The sequence below is a fragment of the Streptomyces sp. NPDC051677 genome (assembly GCF_044453465.1).
GTDB lineage: Bacteria > Actinomycetota > Actinomycetes > Streptomycetales > Streptomycetaceae > Streptomyces.
Map to the genome: position 1 here is coordinate 119,174 of NZ_JBITCT010000025.1, position 26,650 is coordinate 145,823.

Sequence of the window (26,650 nt, forward strand, 5' to 3'; positions counted from 1 at the left end):
GCGCACGGTGACAGCCAGGACGGCACCCCGCCACCACCGATTGATTTCTGGAGCCCCCGAGTGAGCAAGCGCACCTTCCAGCCGAACAACCGCCGTCGCGCCAAGACCCACGGCTTCCGCCTGCGGATGCGCACCCGTGCCGGCCGCGCGATTCTCGCGAACCGCCGCAGCAAGGGTCGCGCGAGCCTGTCCGCCTGATCCTGATCAGGTCATGACGTCGTGCTGCCTACCGAGCATCGGCTGAGGCGGCGCGAGGACTTCGCGACCGCAGTACGACGGGGCCGTCGGGCCGGACGCCCGACTCTCGTCGTCCATCTTCGTAGCGGTGCCACGGACCCGCACGCGCCTGGGGAGAGCGCTCCCCCGACGCGTGCGGGTTTCGTCGTGAGCAAGGCCGTGGGAGGCGCAGTCGTGCGCAACAAGGTGAAGCGCAGACTGCGTCACCTGATGCGCGACCGAGTCACTCTGTTCCCCCCCGGTAGCCTGGTAGTCGTACGGGCGCTGCCCGGGGCGGGCGACGCCGACCACGCACAGCTGGCCCAAGACCTGGATGCCGCCCTGCAACGGCTACTGGGAGGGGGCGCGCGATGAAGTACCCGCTACTGGCTCTGATCAAGCTCTACCAGTGGACGATCAGCCCACTGCTCGGGCCGGTGTGCAAGTACTACCCGTCGTGCTCCCACTACGGCTACACGGCCATCGACCGGCACGGCGCGATCAAGGGAACCGCACTCACGGCCTGGCGCATCCTGCGGTGCAATCCGTGGTCGCTGGGTGGAGTGGATCATGTTCCGCCGCGTAAGCGCCCGCGGTGGCACGAAATGTTGCGTGACGCCTGGCGTGCACGCAGGGGCGGGACCTCCGCCGCCGAAACGGCCACCGAAGAGAACCTCCCTTCGGGCCCGGCCGCAGAGACACCGTCCCATGCCCAAGGAGCATGATTAGTGGACACGATTGCCAGCCTCTTCAGCTTCATCACGACACCTGTCTCCTGGGTCATCGTCCAGTTCCACAAGGTGTACGGCGCCATCTTCGGCCCCGACACCGGGTGGGCCTGGGGCCTGTCCATCGTGTCTCTGGTGATCCTGATCCGTATCTGCCTGATCCCGCTCTTCGTGAAGCAGATCAAGTCGACGCGGGCCATGCAGACGCTCCAGCCCGAGATGAAGAAGATCCAGGAGCGCTACAAGAACGACAAACAGCGTCAGTCCGAAGAGATGATGAAGCTGTACAAGGAGACGGGCACCAACCCGCTCTCCTCGTGCCTTCCCATCCTGGCGCAGTCCCCGTTCTTCTTCGCCCTGTACCACGTGCTCAATGGCATCGCGACGGGCTCGACGATCGGCGTCATCAACGAGTCGCTGCTCGCCAGCGCCCGTAAGGCGCACATCTTCGGCGCTCCGCTGGCCGCGAAGTTCACCGACGGCTCGGCGAAGGTGGAGTCGCTCGGCGCCTCGCTGACGGACGTCCGCGTCGTCACCGCGATCATGATCGTGCTGATGTCGGCGTCGCAGTTCTTCACCCAGCGCCAGCTGATGACGAAGAACGTCGACACCTCGGTGAAGACGCCGTTCATGCAGCAGCAGAAGATGCTGATGTACGTCTTCCCGGTCATGTTCGCCGTCTTCGGCATCAACTTCCCCGTCGGTGTCCTCGTCTACTGGCTGACCACCAACGTGTGGACCATGGGCCAGCAGATGTACGTGATCCGCAACAACCCGACGCCGGGTTCCAAGGCTCAGGCCGCGTACCTGGAGCGTCTGTACAAGCACGTCACGCACCACGGCAAGACCCGCAGCCGCGGTGAGAGGGCCATCGTCAAGGCCATCGTGGCCAAGGGCCGTGACCGCAACGACGCCGAGCGCAAGTTCATCAACGGTCTGACCAAGGTGGGCTTCGCGGCCCAGGCCGACGGCACCGTGATCAAGAGCGAGGCCCAGGCAGCCGTCCAGGCCGAGGACGGCGCGCCGACCAGCGCCGCCGCCAAGCGCCAGCAGCCCAAGCGGCAGTCGAAGTCCCAGCGCCAGTCCACGGCCCCCAAGGCGGCCGGCGAGACCACCTCGACCACCTCGCTGAGCAAATCCGACGAGCCGGAGGACACCAAGCCCTCCGGCGCCGCGAAGCAGGCCGCTCCCAAGCCCGGCACCGGAGGCCGCAGCAAGGCCCAGTCCGGGCAGCGCAAGGGCGGCCCGCAGCGCCCCAAGTCCCCGTCCAAGAAGTAAGAAGGAGCCCATCCCGTGACGGAAGGCACCACCTCCGCCGCCGCCGAGGGTGCAGACACCCTGACCCGCCTGGAGCAGGAGGGCGAGATCGCGGCGGACTACCTCGAGGGTCTGCTGGACATCGCCGATCTCGACGGCGACATCGACATGGACGTCGAGGCCGACCGCGCCTCTGTGTCGATCATCAGCGACGCGGGCACCCGTGACCTGCACAAGCTGGTCGGCCGGGACGGCGAGGTGCTGGAGGCGCTGCAGGAGCTCACGCGCCTGGCCGTGCACCGGGAGACCGGCGACCGCAGCCGTCTGATGCTGGACATCGCGGGCTACCGTGCCAAGAAGCGCGCCGAGCTCTCCGAGCTGGGCGCCAAGGCCGCGGCCGACGCGAAGAACAGCGGTGAACCGGTGAAGATGAAGCCGATGACGCCGTTCGAGCGCAAGGTTGTGCACGACGCGGTCAAAGCCGCCGGACTGCGCAGTGAGTCCGAGGGCGAGGAGCCGCAGCGCTTCGTCGTCGTGCTGCCCAACTGATTCGGTACGTACGTATGCCCGGCCCCGTCTGTTGCGCAGACGGGGCCGGTCTTTGTCAGCCTGGTAGTTCTGGTGGTCGGCGCTCGAAGCGCTGATGCGGTACGGAAGGACGGTCCCCCGTGACGGAGGCAGCGGAGCTCCCCCCTGCGCCCGAAGTGGCACGTGAGGTATTCGGCGATCGCTTCGGTGATGCGGTCCGATACGCCGAGCTCCTGGCCGAGGCAGGTGTGCAGCGTGGGCTCATCGGCCCACGAGAGGTGCCCCGCCTGTGGGAGAGGCACATTCTGAACTGCGCGGTGCTCTCCGAGGTCGTGCCCGAGGGCGTGACCGTGTGCGACGTCGGCTCGGGTGCCGGCCTCCCCGGCATTCCGCTGGCGCTCGTCCGGGAAGACCTGAAGATCACCCTGCTGGAGCCGCTTCTGCGGCGCACTAACTTCCTCACCGAGGTCGTCGAACTCCTCGGCCTCGACCATGTGACCGTGGAGCGGGGCCGTGCCGAGGAGGTCATGGGCAAGGTGCCGCCGGTGCATGTGGTGACCGCCCGTGCCGTGGCGCCCCTGGACCGCCTGGCCGCCTGGGGTATTCCGCTGCTGCGTCCCTACGGCGAGATGCTCGCCCTCAAGGGCGACGCCGCCGAGGAAGAGCTGAAGAGCGCCTCCTCGGCACTGAACAAGCTCGGTGCCGTGAGCACCTCGATCCTGCAGGTCGGCGAGGGCGTCGTCGATCCACTGTCCACGGTGGTGCGGGTCGAGGTCGGGGAGAGCCCGGGCGGTGTGCGATTCGCGGCCAAACGGGCCAAGGCGGCTCGCACGGGCCGTACGCGGCGGCGTCGCTGAGACGTACTCCACACAAGCTGCCAAACCTACGCATCACGGAGTGTCGCGAGGATCCGGCCGCGGGCGCTGTGCATCGTGTTTCACGTGAAACGTCGCTCCCTGCTCCACGGCATTATCAGCCGCGGCCGCGCCGCGGCCGAACCCCGCGACCGCAAGCCTCTCGGTTCACTCGATGAGGTACCGGAGTTGTCCACAGAGGCGGATTTCTCCACAGAACAACAGGCCTCACTGGTTCACCACCCCGAAGGCATGGGAGGCTCTGTTCATTGCGAGCCTGAAGTCGAGGAGAGTGAATCCTTGCGGTCCGACGCCAACATCGCGGGACCGATGACCGATCCGGTCCCCGGTCCCCGTGCCGAGTCGTTCGGGGAGGATGTTTCACGTGAAACACCGCCCCCCATGGACGACACTCCGATCGGTCGTGCTGCCCAACTCGCGGTGGAGGCTCTGGGCCGCGCCGGCGAGGGCCTGCCACGCCCTGAACAGACCCGTGTGATCGTGGTCGCCAACCAGAAAGGCGGGGTGGGCAAGACAACGACGACGGTCAACCTTGCCGCCTCCCTGGCCCTGCACGGGGGTCGTGTCCTGGTGGTCGACCTCGACCCACAGGGCAACGCGTCCACCGCCCTGGGGATCGACCACCATGCCGAGGTTCCGTCCATCTATGACGTGTTGGTCGAGAGCCGTCCCCTCGCTGAAGTCGTTCAGCCCGTACCCGATGTAGAAGGCCTCTTCTGCGCTCCCGCCACGATCGATCTCGCGGGTGCGGAGATCGAGTTGGTCTCCCTGGTGGCACGTGAGAGCCGCCTTCAGCGAGCGATCCAGGCATACGAACAGCCGCTGGACTACATCCTCATCGACTGCCCGCCTTCCCTGGGCCTGCTGACGGTCAACGCGCTGGTGGCCGGCGCCGAGGTCCTCATCCCGATCCAGTGCGAGTACTACGCGCTGGAGGGGCTGGGGCAGTTGCTGCGCAACGTCGACCTGGTACGGGGGCACCTCAACCCCACCTTGCATGTGTCGACCATCCTGCTCACCATGTACGACGGCCGGACGCGTCTCGCGTCGCAGGTCGCCGAGGAGGTGCGCACCCACTTCGGTGACGAGGTGCTGCGGACGAGCATTCCCCGCTCGGTCCGTATCTCCGAGGCACCGAGCTATGGGCAGACGGTGCTGACCTACGATCCCGGATCGAGCGGCGCCCTCTCCTACCTTGAGGCAGCACGAGAGCTTGCGCTGAAGGGCGTCGGCGTCAGTTACGACCCGACGCACGCCCATATCGGCGCCCAGAACAACCCGAGCATGGTGGAGGGGATCCAGTGAGTGAGCGACGGAGGGGGTTGGGCCGTGGCCTTGGGGCTTTGATCCCTGCTGCCCCGACGGAGAAGACACCGGCGCAGGCCGCGGTGGGAGGCGGGGGATCCACGTCTCCCGCAGCCGTCCCGGTTCTGACGACGGACCGGGGGGTGGCCGCGGCGAAGGTGGCCACGCTGCCGCATGTTTCACGTGAAACAGAGGAGTTGTCGGCGAGTGGCGTCCTGGAGACGCCGGCGCCGCCCATCGGCGCGCACTTCGCGGAGATCCCCCTCGACCACATCACGCCGAACCCGCGCCAGCCGCGTGAGGTCTTCGACGAGGACGCGCTGCACGAGCTCATCACCTCCATCAAGGAGGTCGGTCTCCTCCAGCCGGTCGTCGTACGCCAGACCGGTCCCGCGCGCTACGAGCTCATCATGGGTGAGCGGCGTTGGCGGGCCTGCCGCGAGGCCGGCCTGGAGGCCATCCCGGCGATCGTGCGAGCCACGGACGACGAGAAGCTCCTCCTGGACGCCCTCCTGGAGAACCTCCACCGGGCCCAGCTGAACCCGTTGGAAGAGGCAGCCGCCTACGACCAGTTGCTGAAGGACTTCAACTGCACACACGACCAGCTGGCGGACCGCATCGGTCGATCCCGTCCGCAGGTCTCCAACACCTTGCGTCTGCTGAAGCTTTCGCCGGCGGTGCAGCGACGGGTCGCGGCGGGGGTCCTCTCCGCCGGTCACGCCCGGGCGCTGCTCTCCGTGGACGACTCGGAGGAGCAGGACCGGCTGGCCCACCGCATCGTGGCCGAAGGGCTCTCGGTCCGGGCCGTCGAGGAGATCGTGACCCTCATGGGCTCGCGTCCGCAGACGGCTCAGCGTGCCAAGGGGCCGCGCGCCGGTGGCCGGGTCTCCCCGGCGCTGACCGACCTTGCGACCCGGCTCTCGGACCGCTTCGAGACACGGGTGAAGGTCGATCTGGGGCAGAAGAAGGGCAAGATCACCGTCGAGTTCGCGTCGATGGAGGACCTTGAGCGCATCCTCGGCACGCTCGCTCCCGGTGAGGGCCCTGTCCTGCAGAAGGGCCTTGTGGAGGGCGACACCGAGGAAACGGAAGACTGAGCCACGGCTTGGCCGATGGCCGTGTCGGCCGTCGGATGCTCTGAGCGAGCCGTGTCCGGTGTGTACCGGAACACGGCTCGCTCTTTGCTTTCAGGCGGTATCGAGGGAATCGCATCGTGGATACGATGCGATGAGGCTTTGGCGCATCCACCTGGCAGTACCTCGGAGCGGGAGGCGGGGGCCATGCGAACGATGAGCCGGACCGGATTGGTGAGCGCCGGACTGGGGCTGGGCGCGGTCGGCGGCTTCGTCGGCAGTCTGCTCAGAGAACGGAGCGCTCTGACAGCCGCTCGCGATGCTGCGGGCGAAGGAAGCGAGGAACAGCCTTCATGGGGCGCCGGCTTGTACCGCTCACGCTGGACAACCTTCAGGACCTTCCCAAGCGCTGTCGCTCGTGCGTCTTCTGGGAACTGGATCCCGTCAGTGGTGCGGCCGCGCTGAAGGCGGGCACGTCCTCCTTGGAAAAGGAGTCCTGGATCTCCGCCGTCCTGCTGGACTGGGGATCGTGCGGTCGGGTCGTCTACGTGGACGACGTCCCCGTGGGCTTCGTCCTGTATGCGCCGCCCGCCTATGTTCCGCGCTCGACGGCCTTTCCCACGAGTCCTGTGTCGCCGGATGCGGTGCAGTTGATGACTGCGTTCATCATGCCGGGCTACCAGGGGCAGGGACTTGGCCGCGTGATGGTTCAGACGGTCGCCAAGGATCTACTGCGACGGGGCTTCAAGGCGATCGAGGCGTTCGGTGATGCCCGTTGGAAAGAGCCTGCCTGTGTGCTCCCGGCCGATCACTTGCTGGCGGTGGGCTTCAAGACGGTGCGTCCCCATCCCGTCCATCCTCGGCTGAGGCTGGAGTTGCGGACCACGCTCTCCTGGAAGGAAGACATGGAGATGGCCCTCGACCGGTTGCTGGGGGCGGTCCAGAAGGAGCCGGCGCTGCGCCCGCTGTAACGCGCTGTGTGGGGCAAAGCGATGGGGCCGACCCTTGCGGGTCGGCCCCATCGTGTTTCACGTGAAACATCGGCCGTCGGCGGGACGGCTCTGCGCATCACTCGGAGATGAAGGTCTCCAGGTCGCGGACGAGCGCGGCCTTCGGCTTGGCGCCGACGATGGTCTTCGCGACCTCGCCGCCCTGGTAGACGTTCAGGGTCGGGATCGACATGACGCCGTACTTGGCGGCCGTAGTCGGGTTCTCGTCGATGTTGAGCTTGACGATCTCGATCTTGTCGCCGTGCTCGGCGGCGATGGCCTCGAGCGAGGGAGCGATCTGGCGGCACGGGCCGCACCACTCGGCCCAGAAGTCCACCAGGACAGGCTTGTCGCTCTTGAGGACGACCTCATCGAAGTCGGCGTCGGTCACATGCTTCAGGGTGCCGGCCACAGGGGGCTCCTTATTTTCCTTGTGCGGTGGGGAGGGAGAGGGTCAGACAGCGGTCTTCTCGGGCTCGGCCTGCTCCTCGTCCGCGAGAGCGGCGAGGTAGCGCTCGGCGTCGAGGGCGGAGGCGCAGCCGGTGCCGGCCGCGGTGATCGCCTGGCGGTAGGTGTGGTCGACCACGTCACCCGCGGCGAAGACACCCGTCAGGTTCGTCCGGGTGGAGGGGGCGGCGACTTTGAGGTAGCCCTCCTCGTCGAGGTCGAGCTGGCCCTTGAAGAGCTCGGTGCGCGGGTCGTGGCCGATCGCGATGAACAGGCCGGTCACCGGCAGATCCGAGAGTTCGCCGGTCTTGAGGTTGCGCAGCTTCAGCCCGGCCAGCTTCTGGTCGCCCTGGACCTCGGCGACCTCGCTGTCCCAGACGAACTTGATCTTCGGGTCGGCGAAGGCGCGCTCCTGCATCGCCTTGGAGGCGCGCAGGGTGTCCCGGCGATGGACGATCGTCACGGACTTGGCGAAGCGGGAGAGGAACGTGGCCTCTTCCATCGCGGTGTCGCCGCCGCCGATCACGGCGATGTCCTGCTCCTTGAAGAAGAAGCCGTCACAGGTGGCGCACCAGGAGACACCGCGGCCGGACAGGGCGTCCTCGTTCGGCAGACCGAGCTTGCGGTGCTGGGAGCCGGTCGTCACGATGACTGCCTTCGCACGGTGGATCGTGCCGGCAGTGTCCGTGACGGTCTTGATCTCACCGGTGAGGTCGACGGAGACGACGTCGTCGGGGATCAGTTCGGCCCCGAAGCGCTCGGCCTGGGCGCGCATGTTGTCCATGAGCTCGGGGCCCATGATGCCGTCCTGGAAGCCCGGGAAGTTCTCCACCTCGGTGGTGTTCATCAGGGCACCGCCCGCGGTGACGGCCCCTTCGAACACCAGCGGCTTCAGCGACGCGCGTGCGGTGTAGAGGGCCGCGGTGTAGCCGGCGGGCCCGGAGCCGATGATGATCACGTTACGGACGTCGCTCACGGCTTATTTCCTCGTCTCTGGACTGCGTCGGTCGACCGGGGGAGCTTCTTGGACTCTCACCCCACCCAACGGATCCTAAGGGGCGTGCATTCCCGGTGTGTCCGGGCACACGGAGGGACGACACCGAAGGGGATGCCACGGGGAATACGGACGCGGGAACGAGACGAGCCGTCGACCGTCAGTGACGCGTGTAGGAGTTCCTCAACAGAACTTTGGCGGGGCTCGACGACGGATGCTTCACACAGGTCTTGTCCATGATGTAGGCGTGGACCCGGGTGCTGTCGGAGGTGTCGGACAGCACGACAAGCAGGGCGTCCGTCCCCTGGTACCTGCCGTCCTTGACGGCGAGCGCCTCATCGCTGCGGCCGATGCCTCGCTGCACGCAGGGGGGCACGGCGGCGGGCTGCAGGAAAGTCCTGTTCTGCGGGCTGGACTGGCCGTTGGCCTTCACGCCCTGCGATGAACGGGAGCTGCTGGCCTCGGCCAGGAGATCGGTGACCTGTGACTCCAGCTTGCTCGCGGAAAACGTGTCCGGCCCGGTGGACTGATGGGCCGTGTTGCCCGGCCCGCTGCCCGTGAGCGATGACACGAGGACGGAACCGAGTCCCAGCGCCGCGGCTGTGAAGACCGCGCCGAGGACGGCGACCTTGCGGCGTCCGGCCCGCTTGCGGTCCTTGCGGCCCGGGCCTGTGGTGGTGGCGCGGGCATGCCCCGCAGGTCGGTCCGCCGCCGTCGTTGTTTCACGTGAAACATGGAGTGCGTCCACGTCGCCGTCGGCCGCCACGGCGGAACTCTCCCGAGCATCCTCGTTTTCCGAGGGGGCGGCGTTCAGCAGGGCCTCGGCGGCGAGTGCGGCATCGATGCGGTGGGCGACGTCGTCCGGCATCCGCGGCGGGCCGGGGAGAGTGCCCAGAAGACCGCGGATCTCCTCCAGCGAGGCGTGGACGTCCGCGCAGAGTTCGCAGGTGTCCAGATGCCGACGCACATCGGCGCTTCGGGAGGGAGCGAGCAGGCCCTCGGTGAGGTCGGAGATCTCCGCGACGTCCGGGTGCCCGGTCGTGTCCGTCTTCGATGTCACGCTCGCCCACCTCCGCCCTTCACAGCAGCTGAATCGCCTGTCCCGGCGTTGCCCGGCCCCTCGTCCCGAGGTTCCGCTGCCGGTGGGACGGATGTCCCCTGCGCACGGTTCCGTCCTGCGCGGGTTTCTCTGTCGCCGCCGGCGGCGTCGGGCCGTAGATGGGTGAGCAGCGGCAGAAGTCTGGCTCTGCCCCGGGCACAGCGGCTCTTCACGGTCCCGGTGGGCACGTCGAGCACGCGCGCGGCTTCGGCGACCGGGTAGCCCTGCATGTCCACGAGGACGAGGGCCGCCCGCTGATCGGGCGGGAGGGTGCCGAGTGCTTCGAGGAGCTGGCGGTGCAGGTCGTTGCGTTCCGCGGGTGCCGACGCCGCCTCGTGCGGCTCGAGCAGCTGCTCCAGTCGCTCGGTGTCGTCGACCGGTGAGGTCTTGCGGGAAGCCGCTTTGCGGGTGCGGTCCAGACAGGCGTTCACCGTGATGCGGTGCAGCCAGGTCGTGACGGCGGACTGGCCACGGAAGGTGTGTGCGGCCCGGTAAGCGGACACGAGGGCGTCCTGGACGGCGTCAGCGGCCTCCTCGCGGTCTCCCAGCGTGCGCAGGGCCACCGCCCAGAGCCGGTCACGGTGACGCCGCACGAGCTCGCCGAAGGCGTCGGGGTCGCCCTCGACGTGGCGAGTGAGGAGGTCCTGGTCGCTCACTCCGTCATATCCGGCGCCTTCCGCCATCGGACCTCCTCCCCCCTCCGGTGGGACGTCAGCCCCTGAACTTCACGTCGGTGATGGCCTGCTTGTAGCCCTCGCGGCTGTACTCGTCCTGTCCCGAGCGCGGCGCGGCGGTGATCCATACGAGAACGTACCGCGTCTTCACGGGCGACTTGGCGGAGATCTTGAGTTCCGTCCCCGAGGTCTGAGCGGCGGCGATCTTCTTCATGGAGCTGAGGGGAGCCGACGACGAGAGCGAATCGGCCGCGTACAGGGTCGCCGCCGTGTAGCTGCCTCCGTAGTGAAGCCCTATTGAGGCGGTCGAAACGCTCTGCTCGGAGCCCAGGTCGTAGACGATGCCCACGCCCTTCTTGAAGGGCGCGAGCACGGGGCCGCCGTCGAACGAATAGGTCCGCCAGTACGTGGAGCTGTCACCGTCGTAGGTGAGCTGCGCGTCGCCGGCGTGCTGGGGGTTGCCGTCCGGGTAGTACTCGGCGGCGTCCTGGATCTTGAGCGTCTTGACCGGCTTGGGCGCGGCGCTGCCCTTGTCACCGTCGTCCGTCGTCTGGTTCTGGTTCGTGTCGTCGGACCCGCTCTGGTTCATCAGGGCGTCCGCGAGCTGCCAGCTGCCCAGGCCGAGGGCGGCGATGAGGAGGGCGGAGACCGCCCACTTCAGGGCCTTGCCGGTGCGGCTCTGCAGCGGGGGCGGCGGGGCCGGCACGGCCTGGGTGACGCCCGGGTGCGCCGACGGCCGACCGTACGTGCCCTGCTGGTACGTGGTGCGCTGGTACTCGGGCGGTGCTGCGAACGAGGGCTCCGGCGGGCGGATGCGGGGCATCTCGCCGATCGCCTTCACCAGCTCCTCGGGCGTGGTGCAGGCGGCCTCGTGCCGGGAGGCGGTCGCGCCGTCGTTGACGAGGGCGCGCATGGCCAGCTCCGACAGGCCCCGGTGGATGCCCGCGCGCACCTGGTCCGGGGCGATCAGCCCGATGTCCTTGGGCAACCCGGACAGGCCGTAGGCGTCGTTCTCGTACGGCCAGCGCTGGGTGAGCGCCGCGTACAGCAGGGCGCCGATCGCCTCGGTGTCGGTGCGCTGAGGGGTGTCGGTGGTGATGCCGCGCAGGGCGGCGTTCACGGCGAGGCCGCGGATGCGCCACTGACCCGAGGAGGTGCGCAGTACGGCGTTGGGGTTCAGCCGCAGATGCGACAGGCCTTCGCGGTGGGCGGCGGCCATGGCGGACGCGATCTGACTGACCATCTGGTAGGCGTCGTGCGGCTCCAGCGGCCCGGCCGCGAGCAACGCGGTCAGCTCGGTGGCGTCGGGCAGCCACTCATGAACGACGTAGACCAGGTCGTTCTCCTCGACGGCGTCCAGCACTTGGACGAAGCGGGGATCGCCGAGCAGGGCGGAGGAACGCGCCGCGGCCAGCACCGAACGGGCCCGTGCGTGGTCCGCGGGCAGGATGTGGACGCCCACGGCACGACGGAGTTTCTCGTCGACCGCACGCCAACTGCTGAAACCGTCCAGACGGGTGACGCACTCCTCGAGGCGATAGCGTCTGGCGAGCTTGTGACCGCTGTGCAGCTCCGGCGGTGAGGCCTGCTTCCCGGGACGCTCCGCCCCGCCACTCCCCTGTGCCTCGTCGCTGTCCGTGTCCTGCTCCCGGTTCTTGACCACCCCGTCGGCCGTGGACTGGTCCGCTTGTGCGGTCAGCGGCTCGTCACCGCTGTTGTCTGCCACGTCGACGGCAGCTGTGCTCCGTTCCGCCACCGTCGTTCCTGCCTCCCCACTCAATGCGCGCCGTCCGACCTCGTGCGCGCCGTCCGACGCCGAACCCAATTGTGCCCACAGTCCGCCGCTATGCACGACACGCGGCGGCGGACGATGGTTGTGCGCCTGCCTCCCGACTCAGCGACCCAGTCGTCCGCGAACCATGCCGACGAGCGAGTTGAGCTCCTCGATGCGCATGCGGCGGGCGGCGACGAAGAAGATGCCGAGCAGAAGGGCCCCGCCGGCCACCAGCGCCGCGAAGGAACCGAGGACGCCCTGGCCCAGGCTGTGGCCGATGCCGTAGCAGGCGAGGCCGCTGACCACGGCGGCCGGTACGGAGGCGATGCACAGCCGGGCGTACGTCCGCAGCACGTGGGAGCCGTCGAGGTCGCCGTCGAGCCGCTTGCGCAGCCGGTTCCAGGCGACGCCGACGCCGATCGCGTACGCGAGGCCGTAAGAGGCCGCCATGCCGACCACGGCCCACCGGGCCGGAAGGACGAAGTAACAGACCGCCGAGGCGCTCGCGTTGACCGCGGCCACGATGACCGTGTTGTAGAAGGGCGTCCGGGTGTCCTCGTAGGCGTAGAAGGCGCGCAGGACGACGTACTGCACGGAGTAGGGGATCAGGCCGAGGCCGAAGGCCATCAGCATGAAGCCCATGTTCGTGGCCTCGCTGGTGCCGGAGGAGCCGAAGATCAGCGTGCACATCGGGATGCCGAGCGCGAGGAAGCCGAAGGCGATCGGCACGATCGCGACGGCGGTGGTGCGCAGGCCCTGGGAGATGTCGTCACGGACCGCGCCGGCGTCGCCCTCGGCCGCCGAGCGGGAGATGCGGGGCAGCAGGGCGGCCATCAGCGAGACGGTGATGATGGCCTGCGGCAGGCCCCAGATCAGCTGGGCGTTGGCGTAGGCGGCGAACCCGGTGCCGTCGACCGGCGAGTCCTTGCCGGCTGACGTGGACAGCTGGGTGACGACGAGCGCGCCGGCCTGGTTGGCCAGGACGAACAGGACGGTCCACTTGGCGAGGGTCGCCGCCTTGCCGAGGCCGTGGCCCTTCCAGTCGAAGCGCAGCCGCAGCCGGAACCCGGTCTCGCGCAGGTACGGGATCATCGCGAGGGCCTGTACGACCAGGCCGAGCAGGACCCCGATGCCGAGGAGGCGTTCGCCCTCCGGCGGGATGGTCGTGACCTTCATGCCGGAGTCGGCGGCGGTGCCGTAGACCCAGATGAACATGCCCAGCGTCACGATGATGACGATGTTGTTCAGGACCGGCGTCCACATCATCGCGCCGAACTTCCCGCGCGCGTTGAGGATCTGGCCCATCACCACGTGGACGCCCATGAAGAAGATCGAGGGCAGGAAGTAGCGGACGAACGTGATGCCGACCTCGTTGGCCGCCGGGTCGCTTGCGACCGAGTCGGACAGGAGGCGGATCAGCACCGGCGCCGCGGCGATCGCGGCGACCGTGAGCACGCCCAGCGCCACCATGACCAGCGTCAGCAGGCGGTTGGCGTACGCCTCGCCGCCGTCCTCGTCCTCCTTCATGGCCCGCACGAGCTGCGGCACGAAGACGGAGTTGAGGCCACCGCCGACGGTCAGGATGTAGATCATCGTCGGCAGCTGATAGGCGACCTGGAAGGTGTCGCCCAGCAGACCGACGCCGAGCGCCGAGACGATCAGCGCGGAGCGGACGAAGCCGGTGAGGCGGGAGACCATGGTGCCCGCCGCCATGACGGCGCTGGACTTCAGCAGGCCCGAGGCCCGCCCGCCCTTCTTCGCTGCGGGGGCGGCGGCGGCCGGCGCGGGGTCCGCAGCCGGCGTGGCGGTGAGGTTCATGGTCTGGTCGGCCGCGGGCGGCGGCGCCGCCGGAGCCTGGTAGTGCGGTGTCTGGTACTGCGGTGTCTGGTACTGCGGGGCCGCCGCGTGACCGCCGGGGGCCTGGGCCGGGCCCGGCACCGCCGGGGGCTCCGCCGGGCCGCGGGAGCCGCTCTGCTGCTGGTCGCGGAAGAGGTGGGCGAACGCGTCCGGCTGGTGCTGCTCCTCACCGGAGTGCGTCACCAGGTCGTCCACGCCCACGAACTGGGTCGTGCGCGGGTCGTCGCCGTACGGCAGGTACTGGGTGGGACCCTCCGGCTCGGGCGCCGGGGTCTGTGCCCACACATGCGGGTCGGGGGCGTACGGGGACTGCGGCGGCCGGCCGTACAACGGCTGCTGCGGCTGGTACGTGCCCGGGGGCGGCGGGGGGTGCGCGGCACGGTCGTAGAGCGCCTCGGCGACCGGGTCCTGCGCGGTGAGGTCCTGGGCCCGGTAGGGGTCCTGGTCGTAGGCGTCCTGGAGATACATGTCCGCGGGGTGCTGCGGCGGCACCTGGCCGTGCTCGGGCGGCGGGCCACCGGGGTGGCCCGAGCCGCCCGCGGCCTGGCCGCGGTCACCGTCGTACGGCGCGTTCATGGTTACCCCACCTCATCGTCCCCGGCCCACCGGCCACGACATCCTCAACGGTCCACTCTCTCACCCGTGGCGGACGGGTCCGCGTTTTCCGCTGCGGTGTCCGGCGTCTCGTCACTCGGCTGCTCCGGGTCGCCTGCCCCGGCTCGGGCGTCGGATTCTTCCTCGCTGCGGTTCTCCGGGCGCTCGGGGGTCTCCGGGCCGTCGGCGGGCTCTCCAGCCCCGTCGGCGCCGGCCTCGGCTTCCCCGGCGGATTCGCCGTTTTCGCCGGCGTCCTCGGCCTCCCGGGCCGCGGCACGCTTGCGCTGGGTGTACATACGGAAGCCGGCCAACACCAGCAGCAGGACGCCGCCGCCGATGACCAGCATCACGGTGGCCGTGATCTCGGTGACCTTCACGTCGAAGGTGACCGGGTCGCCGTACTTCTGGCCGTCCTCGGTGTACAGCTGGGCGATCACCGTCGTCTGGCCGTTGACGTTGGCGGACGTGGGGAACTTCACCGTCGTGGTGTGCCCGCCGGAGACCTCGATGCGCTGCTCCGCGTAGACGTCGCCGTCGATCTCCAGGCGGGTGTCGTTGGTCGAGGTGAGCCGCAGCACCAGGTGGCCGACGCCCTGCACCAGGTTGTTCTGCACGGTCACGGGGATCGTGGCGCTGCGCCCGGAGAGCTTGGTCTCCGACTTGTCGATCAGCTTGACCTGGCCGGTGAGACTGTCGAGATACGCCTGCACGTCCTGGCGGAACGTGCTGGTGGCGGTGGTCCGGCCGCGCCACGACGTGGACATCTCACGGTTTATGGCCCGCCCGAAGGGGGTCACCACCCGGGCGTCGTTGGTGAGGATCACCTTGAAGTTGTCGAGCTCGTCCTGCGTGTCCGCGATCTGTTCGAACGCTGACCGGGGGAGCTCCTGCTTGCGCAGCGAGGACGGGTACGCCGAACTCGGCGGCACCTTTGTGGTGGCGCGGGGGTCGGGCTTGGCCTTGGCGGTCGCCGCGAGCTGCTGGGACTGCGACCAGGTGCCGCCCTGGAGCAGGGTGACGGCCTGCGCCAGCGACCGGGCCTGGCTCGCGGTCGGCATGCGCTGCGGGGCGACGACGATGCTGCGCTGCTTGTTCGTCTGCAGGTTCAGCTCCAGGCTTTGCGCGAGGAACTCCTGCACGGCGAGCGTGGACGCCGAGGCCCTCACCAGATCGCCCTGGAACGCCGTCGACAGCCGCGCGTCCGCGACGACCGCCGTGGTGCCGCCGCCGATGGGCCGGGCCGCGGACGGGGTGTAGGAGAGATCGCCGGTCTCCGCCAGGCTGTCGCTGCGCGCGATCACCTTGTCGGCGCCGGCGGAGGTGGCGACCTTGACGATCGACGGGTCGACGGCGCCGTCCACCGGCCAGGTGAAGTCGGTGCTCGGTGTCACGTGGAGCACGGTCTCCACCGTGGTGGCGGCGACATCGGTGGCTTCCTTGAGCTGGCTCAGTGAGCCGGTGACGCCGGTGCCGTTGTGGGCGAGGGCAGCCAGGTCGGGATCGGCGAAGGGCAGTGCGACGACCTCCTTGCCGGTCACCGCGTCCTGCAGGTCGTCGAGCCACTGCTTGGCGAGCGCTTGGTGGGTGCCCGCCGTGGTGGTGTCGCCGTCGCCACGGATCCGGTAGCTGCCGGTCATGGCGTCGACGGACGCCAGCAGGTCCGGGTCGATCACCCAGGTGACGTCGAGTTCCCTGCCCAGGCTCAGGAGCTGGTCGAGGCGGCCGCCGGGAGCGATCTCCGTGGCCAGGTCGTCGTTCAGGAACACCGGCGTCTGCTGCGCGTTCGAACCTGTCTCCGCCGTCATGTGCACGGTGGACATGAGCGGCCACAGCACGGTCGTCCGGGTTTGGGTGTCCGCCTCGTCGGGCTGCCAGGGCAGGAAGGTCCGCTGGATGCCCAGCACCTTCTCCCAGGGCTGCGCTGACGTCTCTCCGGAGAGGGCGACCCCGATCGGGTAGACGCCGTCTTCGCCGAGGTCGAGCTTGTCGACCGGGACCGAGATGCTGAAGTGCTGGGCCACGCCCGGCGTGAGCTTGGCGAACGCGGCGATGTACTTGCCGCCCACTTCGGAGCCGTCGTCGCCGGGGAGGGCGTCCGCCTGCTTGGCGACCCTGTCGATCGCCGAGCGGGTGGTGAGCGCGGAACCCACCCGCAGACCCACATGGGCGTCGGTGACGGCCCGCTTGCCGTTGTTGGTGACCGTGCCGGAGACGGTCAGGGTGTCCCCGTCGGAGGGGGCGCCCGGGGTCAGTGAGTCGACGGCGACGGCCACGGTGCCCGTGTCGGAGGCCTCCTTGGCGGAGGACTGGCCGGCGGCCAGCGCGGGGGCGGCGGGCAGCTGGAGGAGACCGGCCAGCAGAGGCGCCCCGGCGAGCAGTGCGCCGGTGCGCCGCAGCCACCGGCGGGCAGGTGAGGGACTCATCCCCGGGAAGTCTGCCGCCTCGGCCACGCGTTCGCCCGTCCCTCGTCGTCGTCAGTGGTCGTCGGATGTGCGTCCACGCATGGTAACGATGCGCGCTGAGGGGAAGTGCCGCGGTCTGCTCCACAAGATCGCAGAACACCGTCGGGTCGTCCGCTATGTATGCGTATGGAGAGAAGTACCGGCCGAGGCGGCAAGAGACAGCCTTGCATCCCTATCGGCTGAGATGTCCGTCTGCCCCAAAACGGGGAGCCTGCGGCTCTGTGGGCCACGTACCCTCTTCTGTTGTGCCGAACGCCAACGAAGACAATCTCAGCGTCCTGAGCCAGGTGCAGCACCGTGCGGTGAGCGAACTGCTACGGGTCGCCCCTGTCGCCGACGACCTCGCCCGCCGCTTCCAGGAGGCCGGGTTCTCTCTCGCCCTGGTCGGCGGCTCGGTCCGGGACGCGCTGCTCGGCCGGCTCGGCAATGACCTGGACTTCACCACCGACGCCCGGCCCGAGGACGTCCTGAAGATCGTGCGGCCGTGGGCGGACGCGGTCTGGGAGGTCGGGATCGCCTTCGGTACCGTCGGCGTCCAGAAAGACGCCCGCGTCGGAGACGTTGATCGAAGCTTTCAGATCGAGGTGACGACGTACCGCTCCGAGGCGTATGACCGCACCTCGCGCAAGCCCGAGGTGTCGTACGGCGACTCCATCGAGCAGGACCTCGTCCGGCGTGACTTCACCGTGAACGCCATGGCCGTGGCGCTTCCCGAAAAGGAGTTCATCGACCCGCACGGTGGCCTTGAGGACCTCGCGGCGCGGGTGCTGCGCACCCCGAGTACGCCCGAGGAGTCCTTCTCGGACGACCCGCTGCGCATGATGCGGGCGGCGCGCTTCGCCGCCCAGCTCGACTTCGAGGTCGCCCCCGAGGTCGTCACGGCGATGGGCGAGATGGCCGGCCGCATCGAGATCGTCTCGGCCGAGCGGGTCCGGGACGAGCTGAACAAGCTGATCCTGTCTGCGCACCCCCGCAAGGGTCTGTCGCTCCTGGTCGACACCGGCATCGCCGACCATGTGCTGCCGGAACTGCCCGCCCTGCGCCTGGAGAGCGACGAGCATCACCGGCACAAGGACGTCTACGAGCACACGCTGATCGTTTTGGAGCAGGCCATCGCGCTGGAGGAGAGCGGTCCCGACCTCACCCTGCGCCTCGCCGCGCTGCTGCACGACATCGGCAAGCCGCGCACCCGTCGCTTCGAGAAGGACGGACGAGTCTCGTTCCACCACCACGAGGTGGTCGGAGCGAAGATGACGAAGAAGCGTATGACGGCTCTGAAGTACTCCAACGAGCTGGTGAAGGACGTCTCCCGCCTGGTCGAGCTCCACCTGCGCTTCCACGGGTACGGCACGGGCGAGTGGACGGACTCCGCGGTACGTCGTTATGTACGCGACGGGGGCCCGCTGCTCGAACGCCTCCACAAGCTGACCCGCTCGGACTGCACGACGCGCAACAAGCGCAAGGCGGTCGCTCTTTCACGGGCGTACGACGGGCTGGAGGAGCGCATCAGCGAGCTGAAGGAGCAGGAGGAGCTGGACGCGATCCGTCCGGACCTCGACGGCAACCAGATCATGGAGATCCTGGGCATCGGCCCCGGCCCTGCCATCGGCAAGGCGTACAAGCACCTGCTGGAACTGCGTCTGGAGCACGGCCCGATGGGGTACGACGCGGCGGTGGAGGCCCTCAAGGAGTGGTGGGCCCAGCAGGACTGAGGCCGTGAAACCGGTCATGTTTCACGTGAAACATGACCGGTTTCACGTGAAAAGCGTGCCGGTGATAGCTTCTCAGGAGTTACTACAGTCTCTTGAAACTGTGGACCGCGAACGGCGTGCTCGCCGAGTAATCGTCAGCCCTGATGTCGAAGTAGGAGCCGGTGCAGCCATCTGCCGAGTAGAAGCGCACGCTGCGGGGCCCACCGTTTGCCACTGAGTGTCCGAGAGTCAGCGAGTTCGCACAGTTCCCGGTCCAGCTGCTGTTGGCGGCGAAGCGGTTACCTCCCCAGTTCGTGTTTTGCCACACGCAGACATTGAAGCCGCTGAGGCAGGCGTTGCGGTCGGCAGTGCTTGCGCTTGCCGATGGTGCGACAGCGAGCGCCGCAAGCGACAGGACCGCCGTGAGACCTGCTACGCCTAAAGTTCTTTTCATACTTCCTCCTTGCTGAGTGGTCGATCTTGATTCAATAAGTCATGACCACTTCAAGTCAAGAAGGCGATTCACTGGTGTCTTGTTCGCCACGCAGTGGCCAGTTACAGCTCCATCTTCGCTGTCCCGTTTCTCTGCAAGAGTTGGTATTTCACGTGAAACGCCAACTCTTGCAGAGAAACCGGACAGGGTCAGCCCGTCTCGGCCCCCACGCTCGCCTTAAGCTTGTACGCGAGTGTGCAGTAGGCTGCCGACGTGCCTTGGGTGGGTTTTACCCATGCGCCGAAGTACTTCTTCTGGGTGGTACCGTCGACGGTCGCCTTGCACCAGATGTAGGCGCGGAAGTTTGGGCCGCCGCTGCACTGCAGCGTGTATACGGCAACCCTAACGCCGTTTACGGTGGTGAAGCCGTTTGTCCCGAGACAGCTGTAAGCACTCGCTGTGGTCGGGAACGCTATAAGGAGACCGGAAAGCAAGCCGGTTGCGGCTATTCCAGTTAAGATTCGGCGCTTCAACATTTCCTCCGTTTGGGTTCAAGGGGAAATACCCGTTAATTTTGGCATCCCGAACACGCGTGCGCGTCGAGGTCGCCGCAGAAGTGGTATGCCTCACAGCCATACGGAGCTATTGAGTCAGATTGGCGCAGAGATCTTGATTTCGAGCTACAAGATGCCAGCATATATATGCATAGGGGGGTTTCGCATGAAAATTCTCCCCATGCGTATATTTTTTCTACTTTGCTGAATACTCTGTCAGGCAGAGGGTGAAATCATCACTGCCACCCGTTTCGGTGTATTCGCTATACTTCGTACGGTCGCAGCCGGAGGAGTCGGCCTTTTTTTGTGCGACCTTGTATCGGGCCTTGGAGCTGCTGCAGTCCACAACCTCAAGGCCGGGGTCTGTGGCGTTGTCCGGGTTGCTGATGCTCATGCAATCCCCGACCTTCGCCGTGTCGGCGTCGTCCTGGCTGGATATGTAGCCGCCGATGGCCACACCGGCGACGGCGAGAACGATGACGACGTTCTTGATCAGCTTGAAGCTGACCTTGCGGCGGGGCTGCTCCGGCGGCACCGCGCCGTAGGGGGCGGTGGGGTAGCCGGGCTGGCCGGGCTGCTGGGGGTAGCCGCCCTGCGGCGGGTACGGGGCCTGGCCCTGGGACTGGCCGTAGGGCTGCTGGCCCTGCTGCGCGAACGGGTTCTGGCCCTGGGGCGGCGGAGTCGACACTTGGGGGTCCCCCTAGAAAACTTGGACGTGTGGCGCGAAATCAGCGCGCGAGGTAAGACGCACGTAAGTTACCGGGACCCACTGACAACCTTGTAGTCGAGGGGGAGTCTGTGTCATTGATGTGACACTTACTGGCGCTCAAAGCGGGCCATAGCGCCAGCAATTGCTCCGTAGATAACGGCGACCGTGACCACCAACGCTGCTGAACGGCCATCAGGCGGCAGCATCAGGGCGGCAACCCCGGCGGCGCCGACGAAGGCGACGTTGAACAGAACGTCGTAGAGAGAGAAGATCCGGCCGCGGAAGCCGTCCTCGACTGAGGACTGGACGATGGTGTCGGTGGCGATCTTCGCTCCCTGGGTGACCAACCCCAGCACGAACGCCGCGACGAACGTGGCGACTTGGGTGAACGGAAGCATCAGGGCGAGCTCCAGGACCGCCGCGGCCGCTGAGCAGACGACGATCCAGCGCAGCGGGCCCAGTCGTCCCGCCGCCAATGGGGTCACCACCGCGGCGACGAAGAAGCCGACACCGGAGATGCCCACGGCGAGCCCCAGGAGGGCCAGTCCCTCGTCCGGATCGGACGACCAGGCATACCGGCACAGCATCAGCACCATGACGGTCAGGGCGCCGTAGCAGAACCGCATCAGGGAGATCGAGCCGAGCGCCCAGGCCGCCTCCCTGCGCTTCGGCTCGGCCAGGTGGCGTACGCCGGCCGAAAGGCCGCGGGCGGTGCCCCTGAGCGCGGTCGCCAGTCGGGGCTGGATCAGGTCACGGTCGGGCCCGAGCAGATCCGCGGTCATGGTCAGGGACACCAGGGCAGAGCACAGATACAGTACGCATCCCAGCAGCACCACCGCGGCGTCGGAGTCCGCGATGACCAGCCGGACGACGAAGGCGAGGCCGCCGCCTGCGACCGCGGCGAGCGTTCCGGCCGTCGGGGAGAGGGAGTTGGCCAGCACCAGGCGCTCGCCGTCGACCACGCGCGGCAGAGCCGCCGACAGACCGGCGAGGACGAAGCGGTTGACCGCCGTGACGCACAGCGCGGAGGCGTAGAAGAGCCAGTCGGGAACCTGGGTGATCATCAGGACGGCCGTCGCGGACGCCAGCAGGGCGCGCAGCAGGTTGCCGTAGAGGAAGACCTGTCGGCGGCGCCAGCGGTCCAGCAGGACGCCGGCGAAGGGGCCGACCAGCGAGTAGGGCAGGAGCAGGACCGCCATGGCGGAGGCGATCGCGGTGGCCGAGGTCTGTTTCTCCGGGGAGAAGACGACGTAGGTGGCGAGCGCGACCTGGTAGACGCCGTCCGCGCACTGGGACAGCAGCCGCACGGCGAGCAGGCGCCGGAAGTTCCCCAGGCGCAGCAGGACGCGCAGATCACGGACGACGGCCATGGGGCACAGCCTCACACACGGGGAGGGTCCCCGGGTCATGCGACCCGGGGACCCTTCTCAGCCCTGGCAGGAGCGAATTTTCCGGTCCGGGTCGAGCTAGCGCTCGACCTCGCCGCGGATGAACTTCTCGACGTTGGCGTAGGCCTCGTCGTCGAAGTACTGGACCGGCGGGGACTTCATGAAGTAGCTCGACGCCGACAGGATCGGGCCGCCGATGCCGCGGTCCTTGGCGATCTTCGCGGCACGCAGGGCGTCGATGATGACGCCGGCCGAGTTCGGGGAGTCCCAGACCTCGAGCTTGTACTCCAGGTTCAGCGGGACATCGCCGAAGGCGCGGCCCTCGAGGCGGACGTACGCCCACTTGCGGTCGTCCAGCCAGGCCACGTAGTCCGACGGGCCGATGTGGACGTTCTTCGCGCCCATGTCGCGGTCGGGGATCTGCGAGGTGACGGCCTGCGTCTTCGAGATCTTCTTGGACTCGAGGCGGTCGCGCTCCAGCATGTTCTTGAAGTCCATGTTGCCGCCGACGTTGAGCTGCATGGTGCGCTCGAGACGGACGCCGCGGTCCTCGAACAGCTTCGCCATCACACGGTGCGTGATGGTGGCGCCGACCTGCGACTTGATGTCGTCGCCGACGATCGGGACGCCCGCCTCGGTGAACTTGTCCGCCCACTCCTTGGTGCCGGCGATGAAGACCGGAAGGGCGTTGACGAACGCGACCTTGGCGTCGATGGCGGCCTGGGCGTAGAACTTCGCCGCGTCCTCCGAGCCGACGGGCAGGTAGCAGACGAGAACGTCGACCTGCTTGTCCTTGAGGACCTTCACCACGTCGACCGGGGTCTCCGCGGACTCCTCGATGGTCTCGCGGTAGTACTTGCCGAGACCGTCGAGGGTGTGACCGCGCTGGACCGTGACGCCCTTGTTCGGGACGTCGCAGATCTTGATGGTGTTGTTCTCGCTGGCACCGATGGCGTCCGAGAGGTCGAGGCCGACCTTCTTCGCGTCGACGTCGAAGGCGGCGACGAACTCGACGTCACCGACGTGGTAGTCCCCGAACTGCACGTGCATCAGGCCCGGGACCTTGGACGCCGGGTCGGCGTCCTTGTAGTACTCGACGCCCTGCACCAGCGACGCCGCGCAGTTGCCCACGCCGACGATGGCTACGCGAACCGAACCCATTCCGGTTGCTCCCTGTGTGTACGAGTGAGGCCCTGAGTGGGCGCTCACGTGGCGGTTTCGTCGGGCGTATCCGCCTGGGGGGTGTCCCCGGGACGGGGCAGGACGCCCGACGATCCAGATGTGGTGTTCTGCTGAGCGGACTCCCCGGACGCGGAACCCTTCAGGTCCCGTCCGGCCCGCTCGCTCTCGATGAGCTCGTTCAGCCAGCGCACTTCGCGCTCCACGGACTCCATCCCGTGGCGCTGGAGCTCGAGTGTGTAGTCGTCGAGGCGCTCTCGCGTGCGGGCCAGGGAGGCGCGCATCTTCTCCAGGCGCTCCTCCAGCCGGCTGCGCCGGCCTTCCAGTACGCGCATGCGAACATCGCGCGACGTCTGCCCGAAGAAGGCGAAACGGGCGGCGAAGTGTTCGTCCTCGTACGCGTCGGGGCCTGTCTGCGAGAGCAGGTCCTCGAAGTGCTCCTTGCCCTCCGCCGTCAATCTGTAGACGATCTTGGCGCGACGCCCTGCGAGTGGAGCGGCGAGGGCGTCCTCGGAGGTGTTTCCCGGCTCTTCGATCAACCAGCCGTTGGCGACCAGCGTCTTGAGGCAGGGATAGAGCGTGCCGTAGCTGAACGCACGGAACACGCCCAATGACGTATTGAGTCGTTTACGCAGCTCATAGCCGTGCATCGGGGACTCGCGAAGAAGGCCCAGGACGGCGAACTCGAGGATCCCGGCACGCCGGCTCATGGTCGCCTCCTCTCGTCCTTATGTCGCCCTGATGTATCGACTCGATACATCACGACGATAGAACGGCCTTCCGGATGCGACAAGAGGGGGGATGGTGAACGGGATCACATCACTGATTCGTTGCAGGTGACTTGCCCCATTTGGGGTGAACTTCGGGCCTAGGCAGGTTTTGACGGTGCGTAGTCTGTGCGCCATGCACACCACCGGGACCCATGAGACGCCGGGGGGCGTCGAGGTCCTCGGTGCAGTACGGATGAATGCGCGACCGACCGCATCCGTACATCGGGGGGACAGGAAACCAGCCGCCCTTTCCAGGCGCGCACGGATGCGCCTGCCCGAGGAGTAATCGTTCGATGAGCGAGCACCGTCGCAAACCGCCGCAGCCGCAGGGAGGCGGACGTGCCGCGGCCCGACGCGGCCAGTCCGGTCCGTCCTCCGGCCGCCGCGCGGCACCGCGAGGCGCCACCGGATCTCCTTCCGACTACGGGTTGGGTACCGGGTCCGCAGGCGAGGAACTGCCGAACGGCAGCCGCACCGAAGCCCGGCGCGCGTCCCAGAGAAACTCGGGCGGGCGGCGCAGAGCGGCCGAACCCGCAGGGGGCCGCCGTGGCGCCCCGACCGGCCCCGGACGGGGCAGAGGGCGCGCGGCGTCCGACCGTAAACGCCTGATCGACTACCCGCGCGCCGACAAGTACGGCTGGCAGCGCTGGATGCCCTCCTGGAAGCTCGTCGCGGGCCTGTTCGTCGGCTTCGTCGGCAGCCTGGTGGCGGTGGCGGGCATCGGGTACGCCATGGTGGGCATCCCGGACATCGCCAAGACGGCGACGGCTCAGAACAACGTCTACTACTGGAAGGACGGCAGCCAGATGGTTGCCACCGGTGGTGAGACGAACCGTCAGAACATCGACCTCTCGCAGATCCCGGAGGAGATGCGCTGGGCGGTGATCTCGCAGGAGAACAAGACCTTCTACGACGACAGCGGCATCGACCCCAAGGGCATCGCCCGCGCCGTGTTCAACATGGCCCGGGGCGGACAGACGCAGGGTGGTTCGACCATCACCCAGCAGTACGTCAAGAACGCCATGCTGAACGACCAGTCGCAGACGATCTCCCGAAAGTTCAAGGAGATCTTCGTGTCCATAAAGGTGGGCGCCGAGGTCGACAAGGACCAGATCATGGCCGGCTATCTGAACTCCGCGTACTACGGGCGCAACGCCTACGGAATCCAGGCCGCCGCCCGCGCCTACTTCAACAAGGACGCGATCAAGCTCAACCCGGGCGAGTGCGCCTTCCTGGCCGCCATGCTGAAGGGCGCCACGTACTACGACCCCGCCGGCGCGACCTCCGTCGATCCGACCGGCGCCACGCCCGCGGCCAACAGCAAGCGGGCCCTGCGGCAGATGCAGGACACCCTGAACAAGATGGTCGAGTACGGCCACCTCAACGCTTCTAAGCGGGCCCAGTACACGACGCTGCCCAAGTGGCAGAACCCCCGGTCGAACACCGACCTGAAGGGGCAGATCGGCTACCTCGTCGACCTCGCCAACGGCTACCTGGTCACCCACAGCAAGGAGACCGGGATCACCCAGGACCTCCTGCAGCAGGGCGGCTACTCGATCTACACGACCTTCGACAAGAACAAGGTCAAGGAGCTCGAGGAGTCGGTCACCAAGGTCCAGAAGGCCAACATCAAGCCGGAGAAACGGCCGGAGGACACACACGTCCAGTTCGGTGGGGCGTCCGTCGAACCGGACACCGGTGCCATCCGGGCCATCTACGGCGGCGAGGACGCCACCAAGCACTTCACCGACAACGCCGACCAGACCGGTGCCCAGGTCGGTTCGACGTTCAAGCCGTTCGTGCTGGCGGCCGCGATGACCTGGGGCGTGCGCGACCCGGAACTGGGGTCCTCGCAGGCGCAGGACGAACGCACCATCGTCTCCCCCAAGAGCCTGTTCAGCGGGAAGAACAAGCTCAAGATCGAGAACTATGACCGCACGGTCTGGAAGAACGAGAAGGGCGAGGAGTGGCTGCAGACCAATGACGGCAACGTCTCCGTCGGCAATGCGCCCGACTACAAGATCGACCTGCGGGAGGCGATGCGCGAGTCGGTGAACTCCGCCTTCGTGCAGCTCGGCATGGACGTCGGTCTGGACAAGGTGAAGGAAGCCGCCGTCAGCGCGGGCCTGAAGGAGTCCAGCCTCACCAACAGCGGCTTCCCGTCGTTCTCGATCGGCATCTCCGACCCGAGCGCGATCCGGATGGCCGGCGCGTACGCCACCTTCGCCTCCAGCGGCAAGCAGCGTGATCCGTACTCGGTGGAGAAGGTCACGAGCGAGAAGGGCCAGATCTTCACGCACGAGAACAAGACGAAGCAGGCCTTCACCGAGAAGGTCGCCGACAACGTCACCGACGTCCTGAAGACCGTGGTCGAGGACGGCACCGGCACCAACGCCCAGCTGCCCGGCCGTCAGGTCGCGGGCAAGACCGGTACCACCGACGGCAACAAGTCGGCCTGGTTCGTGGGTTACACCCCGCAGCTGTCGACCGCGGTGACCATGTTCCGCTACGACGACGACGAGTCGAAGAAGAACCGTACGTTCTTGGAGATGTTCGGTACGGGTGGCCAGAAGAAGATCCACGGAGCCTCGTTCCCGGCGCAGATCTGGCACGACTACATGGCCGAGGCGCTGAAGGGCACGGAGCCGAAGGACTTCCCCGAGCCCGAGCCGATCGGTGAGGTCGTCAACGCGGAGCCGTCCCCCACTCCGACTCCTTCGGCCACCGAGACCGAGGAGGAGGAGCCGTCGCCTTCCCCGTCTCCCAGTGAGACGAAGGTGGAGCCGTCGCCCTCGGCTACCGAGACGTGCTCCGGCTTCTTCTGTGGCGGCAACGGTGGAACGACCAACGGAAACGACAGCGGCGGAACAGGGGACACCACCCCGACGCCGACCATCACCGAGACGACCGGCAACAGCAGAGGCAACGGCAACGGCGGCATCTTCGGAGGCTCAAACGGCTAGAAGGTCGATGAAGATCTTGGGTTCTGGCCCTGCCGCATGAGCGGCAGGGCCAGACTCGTCTTGTGGCGATGGGCGAATGGGTGGGCGAGAC

Annotated in this window: 24 protein-coding genes; 11 read left to right on the plus strand and 13 right to left on the minus strand. The window is 67.7% G+C overall.

The window, feature by feature from the left end; genetic code table 11:
- The first annotated feature begins 60 nt into the window (after positions 1-60).
- The 9 genes from rpmH to ACIBAF_RS27595 all read left to right on the plus strand — a co-directional run bounded on the left by rpmH (position 61) and on the right by ACIBAF_RS27595 (position 6,953).
- Positions 61-198 (plus strand): 50S ribosomal protein L34, encoded by a 138-nt coding sequence (rpmH, locus tag ACIBAF_RS27555; protein WP_005482975.1) that lies wholly within the window; start codon positions 61-63, stop codon positions 196-198.
- Positions 199-219: 21 nt separating this feature from the next.
- Positions 220-591 carry a ribonuclease P protein component gene (gene rnpA, locus ACIBAF_RS27560; RefSeq protein WP_078615780.1) on the plus strand — a complete coding sequence of 124 codons (372 nt, stop codon included), beginning with the start codon at positions 220-222 and terminating at the stop codon, positions 589-591.
- Complete coding sequence (yidD, locus tag ACIBAF_RS27565) at positions 588-941, plus strand: membrane protein insertion efficiency factor YidD (RefSeq protein WP_399466526.1); 354 nt, start codon at positions 588-590, stop codon at positions 939-941. Before rnpA ends, yidD begins: the two co-directional genes overlap by 4 nt.
- 3 nt (positions 942-944) lie before the next feature.
- A complete protein-coding gene (gene yidC / locus ACIBAF_RS27570) occupies positions 945-2,222 on the plus strand; it encodes a membrane protein insertase YidC (RefSeq protein ID WP_399466528.1) in 1,278 nt (425 codons plus the stop codon).
- 15 nt (positions 2,223-2,237) lie between these two features.
- The gene (locus tag ACIBAF_RS27575; RefSeq protein ID WP_319337478.1) at positions 2,238-2,750 is read left to right on the plus strand and encodes a R3H domain-containing nucleic acid-binding protein; all 513 of its coding nucleotides are present in this window, start codon (positions 2,238-2,240) and stop codon (positions 2,748-2,750) included.
- A 119-nt stretch (positions 2,751-2,869) separates the two neighbouring features.
- The gene (gene rsmG / locus ACIBAF_RS27580; RefSeq protein ID WP_399466530.1) at positions 2,870-3,586 is read left to right on the plus strand and encodes a 16S rRNA (guanine(527)-N(7))-methyltransferase RsmG; all 717 of its coding nucleotides are present in this window, start codon (positions 2,870-2,872) and stop codon (positions 3,584-3,586) included.
- Between the two features lie 249 nt (positions 3,587-3,835).
- A complete protein-coding gene (locus ACIBAF_RS27585; RefSeq protein ID WP_399466563.1) occupies positions 3,836-4,909 on the plus strand; it encodes an AAA family ATPase in 1,074 nt (357 codons plus the stop codon).
- Positions 4,906-6,006: a ParB/RepB/Spo0J family partition protein gene (locus ACIBAF_RS27590; RefSeq protein WP_399466532.1), complete on the plus strand. Its 1,101-nt coding sequence runs from the start codon at positions 4,906-4,908 to the stop codon at positions 6,004-6,006. Before ACIBAF_RS27585 ends, ACIBAF_RS27590 begins: the two co-directional genes overlap by 4 nt.
- 329 nt (positions 6,007-6,335) lie before the next feature.
- The gene (locus ACIBAF_RS27595) at positions 6,336-6,953 is read left to right on the plus strand and encodes a GNAT family N-acetyltransferase (RefSeq protein WP_399466534.1); all 618 of its coding nucleotides are present in this window, start codon (positions 6,336-6,338) and stop codon (positions 6,951-6,953) included.
- A gap of 97 nt (positions 6,954-7,050) precedes the next feature.
- On the opposite strand, the gene trxA is transcribed toward ACIBAF_RS27595, so the two are convergent.
- From trxA to ACIBAF_RS27630, 7 genes are all read right to left on the minus strand, one after another.
- Positions 7,051-7,383 (minus strand): thioredoxin, encoded by a 333-nt coding sequence (trxA, locus tag ACIBAF_RS27600; RefSeq protein WP_079661175.1) that lies wholly within the window; start codon positions 7,381-7,383, stop codon positions 7,051-7,053.
- Positions 7,384-7,425: 42 nt separating this feature from the next.
- A complete protein-coding gene (gene trxB, locus ACIBAF_RS27605; protein ID WP_399466536.1) occupies positions 7,426-8,394 on the minus strand; it encodes a thioredoxin-disulfide reductase in 969 nt (322 codons plus the stop codon).
- 178 nt (positions 8,395-8,572) lie between these two features.
- A complete protein-coding gene (locus ACIBAF_RS27610; RefSeq protein WP_399466537.1) occupies positions 8,573-9,472 on the minus strand; it encodes an anti-sigma factor family protein in 900 nt (299 codons plus the stop codon).
- Positions 9,469-10,194 (minus strand): RNA polymerase sigma factor SigM, encoded by a 726-nt coding sequence (gene sigM / locus ACIBAF_RS27615; protein WP_399466539.1) that lies wholly within the window; start codon positions 10,192-10,194, stop codon positions 9,469-9,471. Before sigM ends, ACIBAF_RS27610 begins: the two co-directional genes overlap by 4 nt.
- A gap of 28 nt (positions 10,195-10,222) precedes the next feature.
- Positions 10,223-11,941: a protein kinase family protein gene (locus tag ACIBAF_RS27620; RefSeq protein WP_399466540.1), complete on the minus strand. Its 1,719-nt coding sequence runs from the start codon at positions 11,939-11,941 to the stop codon at positions 10,223-10,225.
- A 138-nt stretch (positions 11,942-12,079) separates the two neighbouring features.
- The gene (murJ, locus tag ACIBAF_RS27625; RefSeq protein ID WP_399466542.1) at positions 12,080-14,392 is read right to left on the minus strand and encodes a murein biosynthesis integral membrane protein MurJ; all 2,313 of its coding nucleotides are present in this window, start codon (positions 14,390-14,392) and stop codon (positions 12,080-12,082) included.
- A gap of 44 nt (positions 14,393-14,436) precedes the next feature.
- Positions 14,437-16,860 (minus strand): DUF6049 family protein, encoded by a 2,424-nt coding sequence (locus tag ACIBAF_RS27630; protein WP_399466543.1) that lies wholly within the window; start codon positions 16,858-16,860, stop codon positions 14,437-14,439.
- A gap of 257 nt (positions 16,861-17,117) precedes the next feature.
- Here ACIBAF_RS27630 and ACIBAF_RS27635 point away from each other — a divergent pair, with 257 nt between their 5' ends.
- Positions 17,118-18,584 (plus strand): CCA tRNA nucleotidyltransferase, encoded by a 1,467-nt coding sequence (locus tag ACIBAF_RS27635; RefSeq protein WP_399466545.1) that lies wholly within the window; start codon positions 17,118-17,120, stop codon positions 18,582-18,584.
- Positions 18,585-18,666: 82 nt separating this feature from the next.
- Here ACIBAF_RS27635 and ACIBAF_RS27640 read toward each other — a convergent pair whose 3' ends face one another.
- The 6 genes from ACIBAF_RS27640 to ACIBAF_RS27665 all read right to left on the minus strand — a co-directional run bounded on the left by ACIBAF_RS27640 (position 18,667) and on the right by ACIBAF_RS27665 (position 23,536).
- A complete protein-coding gene (locus ACIBAF_RS27640; protein WP_399466547.1) occupies positions 18,667-19,017 on the minus strand; it encodes a peptidase inhibitor family I36 protein in 351 nt (116 codons plus the stop codon).
- Between the two features lie 188 nt (positions 19,018-19,205).
- Entirely contained in the window at positions 19,206-19,532 is a 327-nt protein-coding gene (locus ACIBAF_RS27645) for a hypothetical protein (protein WP_399466549.1), read from the minus strand.
- Positions 19,533-19,746: 214 nt separating this feature from the next.
- Positions 19,747-20,238 (minus strand): hypothetical protein, encoded by a 492-nt coding sequence (locus ACIBAF_RS27650; RefSeq protein ID WP_399466550.1) that lies wholly within the window; start codon positions 20,236-20,238, stop codon positions 19,747-19,749.
- 128 nt (positions 20,239-20,366) lie between these two features.
- Positions 20,367-21,629, minus strand: a complete 1,263-nt coding sequence (locus tag ACIBAF_RS27655; protein ID WP_399466552.1) for an MFS transporter — start codon at positions 21,627-21,629, stop codon at positions 20,367-20,369.
- A 96-nt stretch (positions 21,630-21,725) separates the two neighbouring features.
- Positions 21,726-22,808, minus strand: a complete 1,083-nt coding sequence (locus ACIBAF_RS27660; RefSeq protein WP_099936446.1) for an inositol-3-phosphate synthase — start codon at positions 22,806-22,808, stop codon at positions 21,726-21,728.
- Positions 22,809-22,852: 44 nt separating this feature from the next.
- Entirely contained in the window at positions 22,853-23,536 is a 684-nt protein-coding gene (locus tag ACIBAF_RS27665) for a helix-turn-helix transcriptional regulator (protein ID WP_399466554.1), read from the minus strand.
- A 353-nt stretch (positions 23,537-23,889) separates the two neighbouring features.
- Between ACIBAF_RS27665 and ACIBAF_RS27670 the strand changes: the two genes are divergently transcribed.
- On the plus strand, positions 23,890-26,559 hold the full coding sequence (locus ACIBAF_RS27670; RefSeq protein WP_399466556.1) for a transglycosylase domain-containing protein: 2,670 nt from the start codon (positions 23,890-23,892) through the stop codon (positions 26,557-26,559).
- Positions 26,560-26,650 lie beyond the last annotated feature (91 nt).

Bases quoted from the DNA above. Each gene is read 5' to 3' on its own strand.
- ACIBAF_RS27585 (WP_399466563.1), top strand. From the start codon at position 3,836: ATGGGAGGCTCTGTTCATTGCGAGCCTGAAGTCGAGGAGAGTGAATCC.
- ACIBAF_RS27595 (WP_399466534.1), top strand. From the start codon at position 6,336: ATGGGGCGCCGGCTTGTACCGCTCACGCTGGACAACCTTCAGGACCTT.
- ACIBAF_RS27665 (WP_399466554.1), bottom strand. From the start codon at position 23,536: ATGAGCCGGCGTGCCGGGATCCTCGAGTTCGCCGTCCTGGGCCTTCTT.
- yidD (WP_399466526.1), top strand. From the start codon at position 588: ATGAAGTACCCGCTACTGGCTCTGATCAAGCTCTACCAGTGGACGATC.
- ACIBAF_RS27640 (WP_399466547.1), bottom strand. From the start codon at position 19,017: ATGAAAAGAACTTTAGGCGTAGCAGGTCTCACGGCGGTCCTGTCGCTT.
- ACIBAF_RS27655 (WP_399466552.1), bottom strand. From the start codon at position 21,629: ATGGCCGTCGTCCGTGATCTGCGCGTCCTGCTGCGCCTGGGGAACTTC.
- ACIBAF_RS27660 (WP_099936446.1), bottom strand. From the start codon at position 22,808: ATGGGTTCGGTTCGCGTAGCCATCGTCGGCGTGGGCAACTGCGCGGCG.
- ACIBAF_RS27645 (WP_399466549.1), bottom strand. From the start codon at position 19,532: ATGTTGAAGCGCCGAATCTTAACTGGAATAGCCGCAACCGGCTTGCTT.
- sigM (WP_399466539.1), bottom strand. From the start codon at position 10,194: ATGGCGGAAGGCGCCGGATATGACGGAGTGAGCGACCAGGACCTCCTC.
- ACIBAF_RS27670 (WP_399466556.1), top strand. From the start codon at position 23,890: ATGAGCGAGCACCGTCGCAAACCGCCGCAGCCGCAGGGAGGCGGACGT.
- murJ (WP_399466542.1), bottom strand. From the start codon at position 14,392: ATGAACGCGCCGTACGACGGTGACCGCGGCCAGGCCGCGGGCGGCTCG.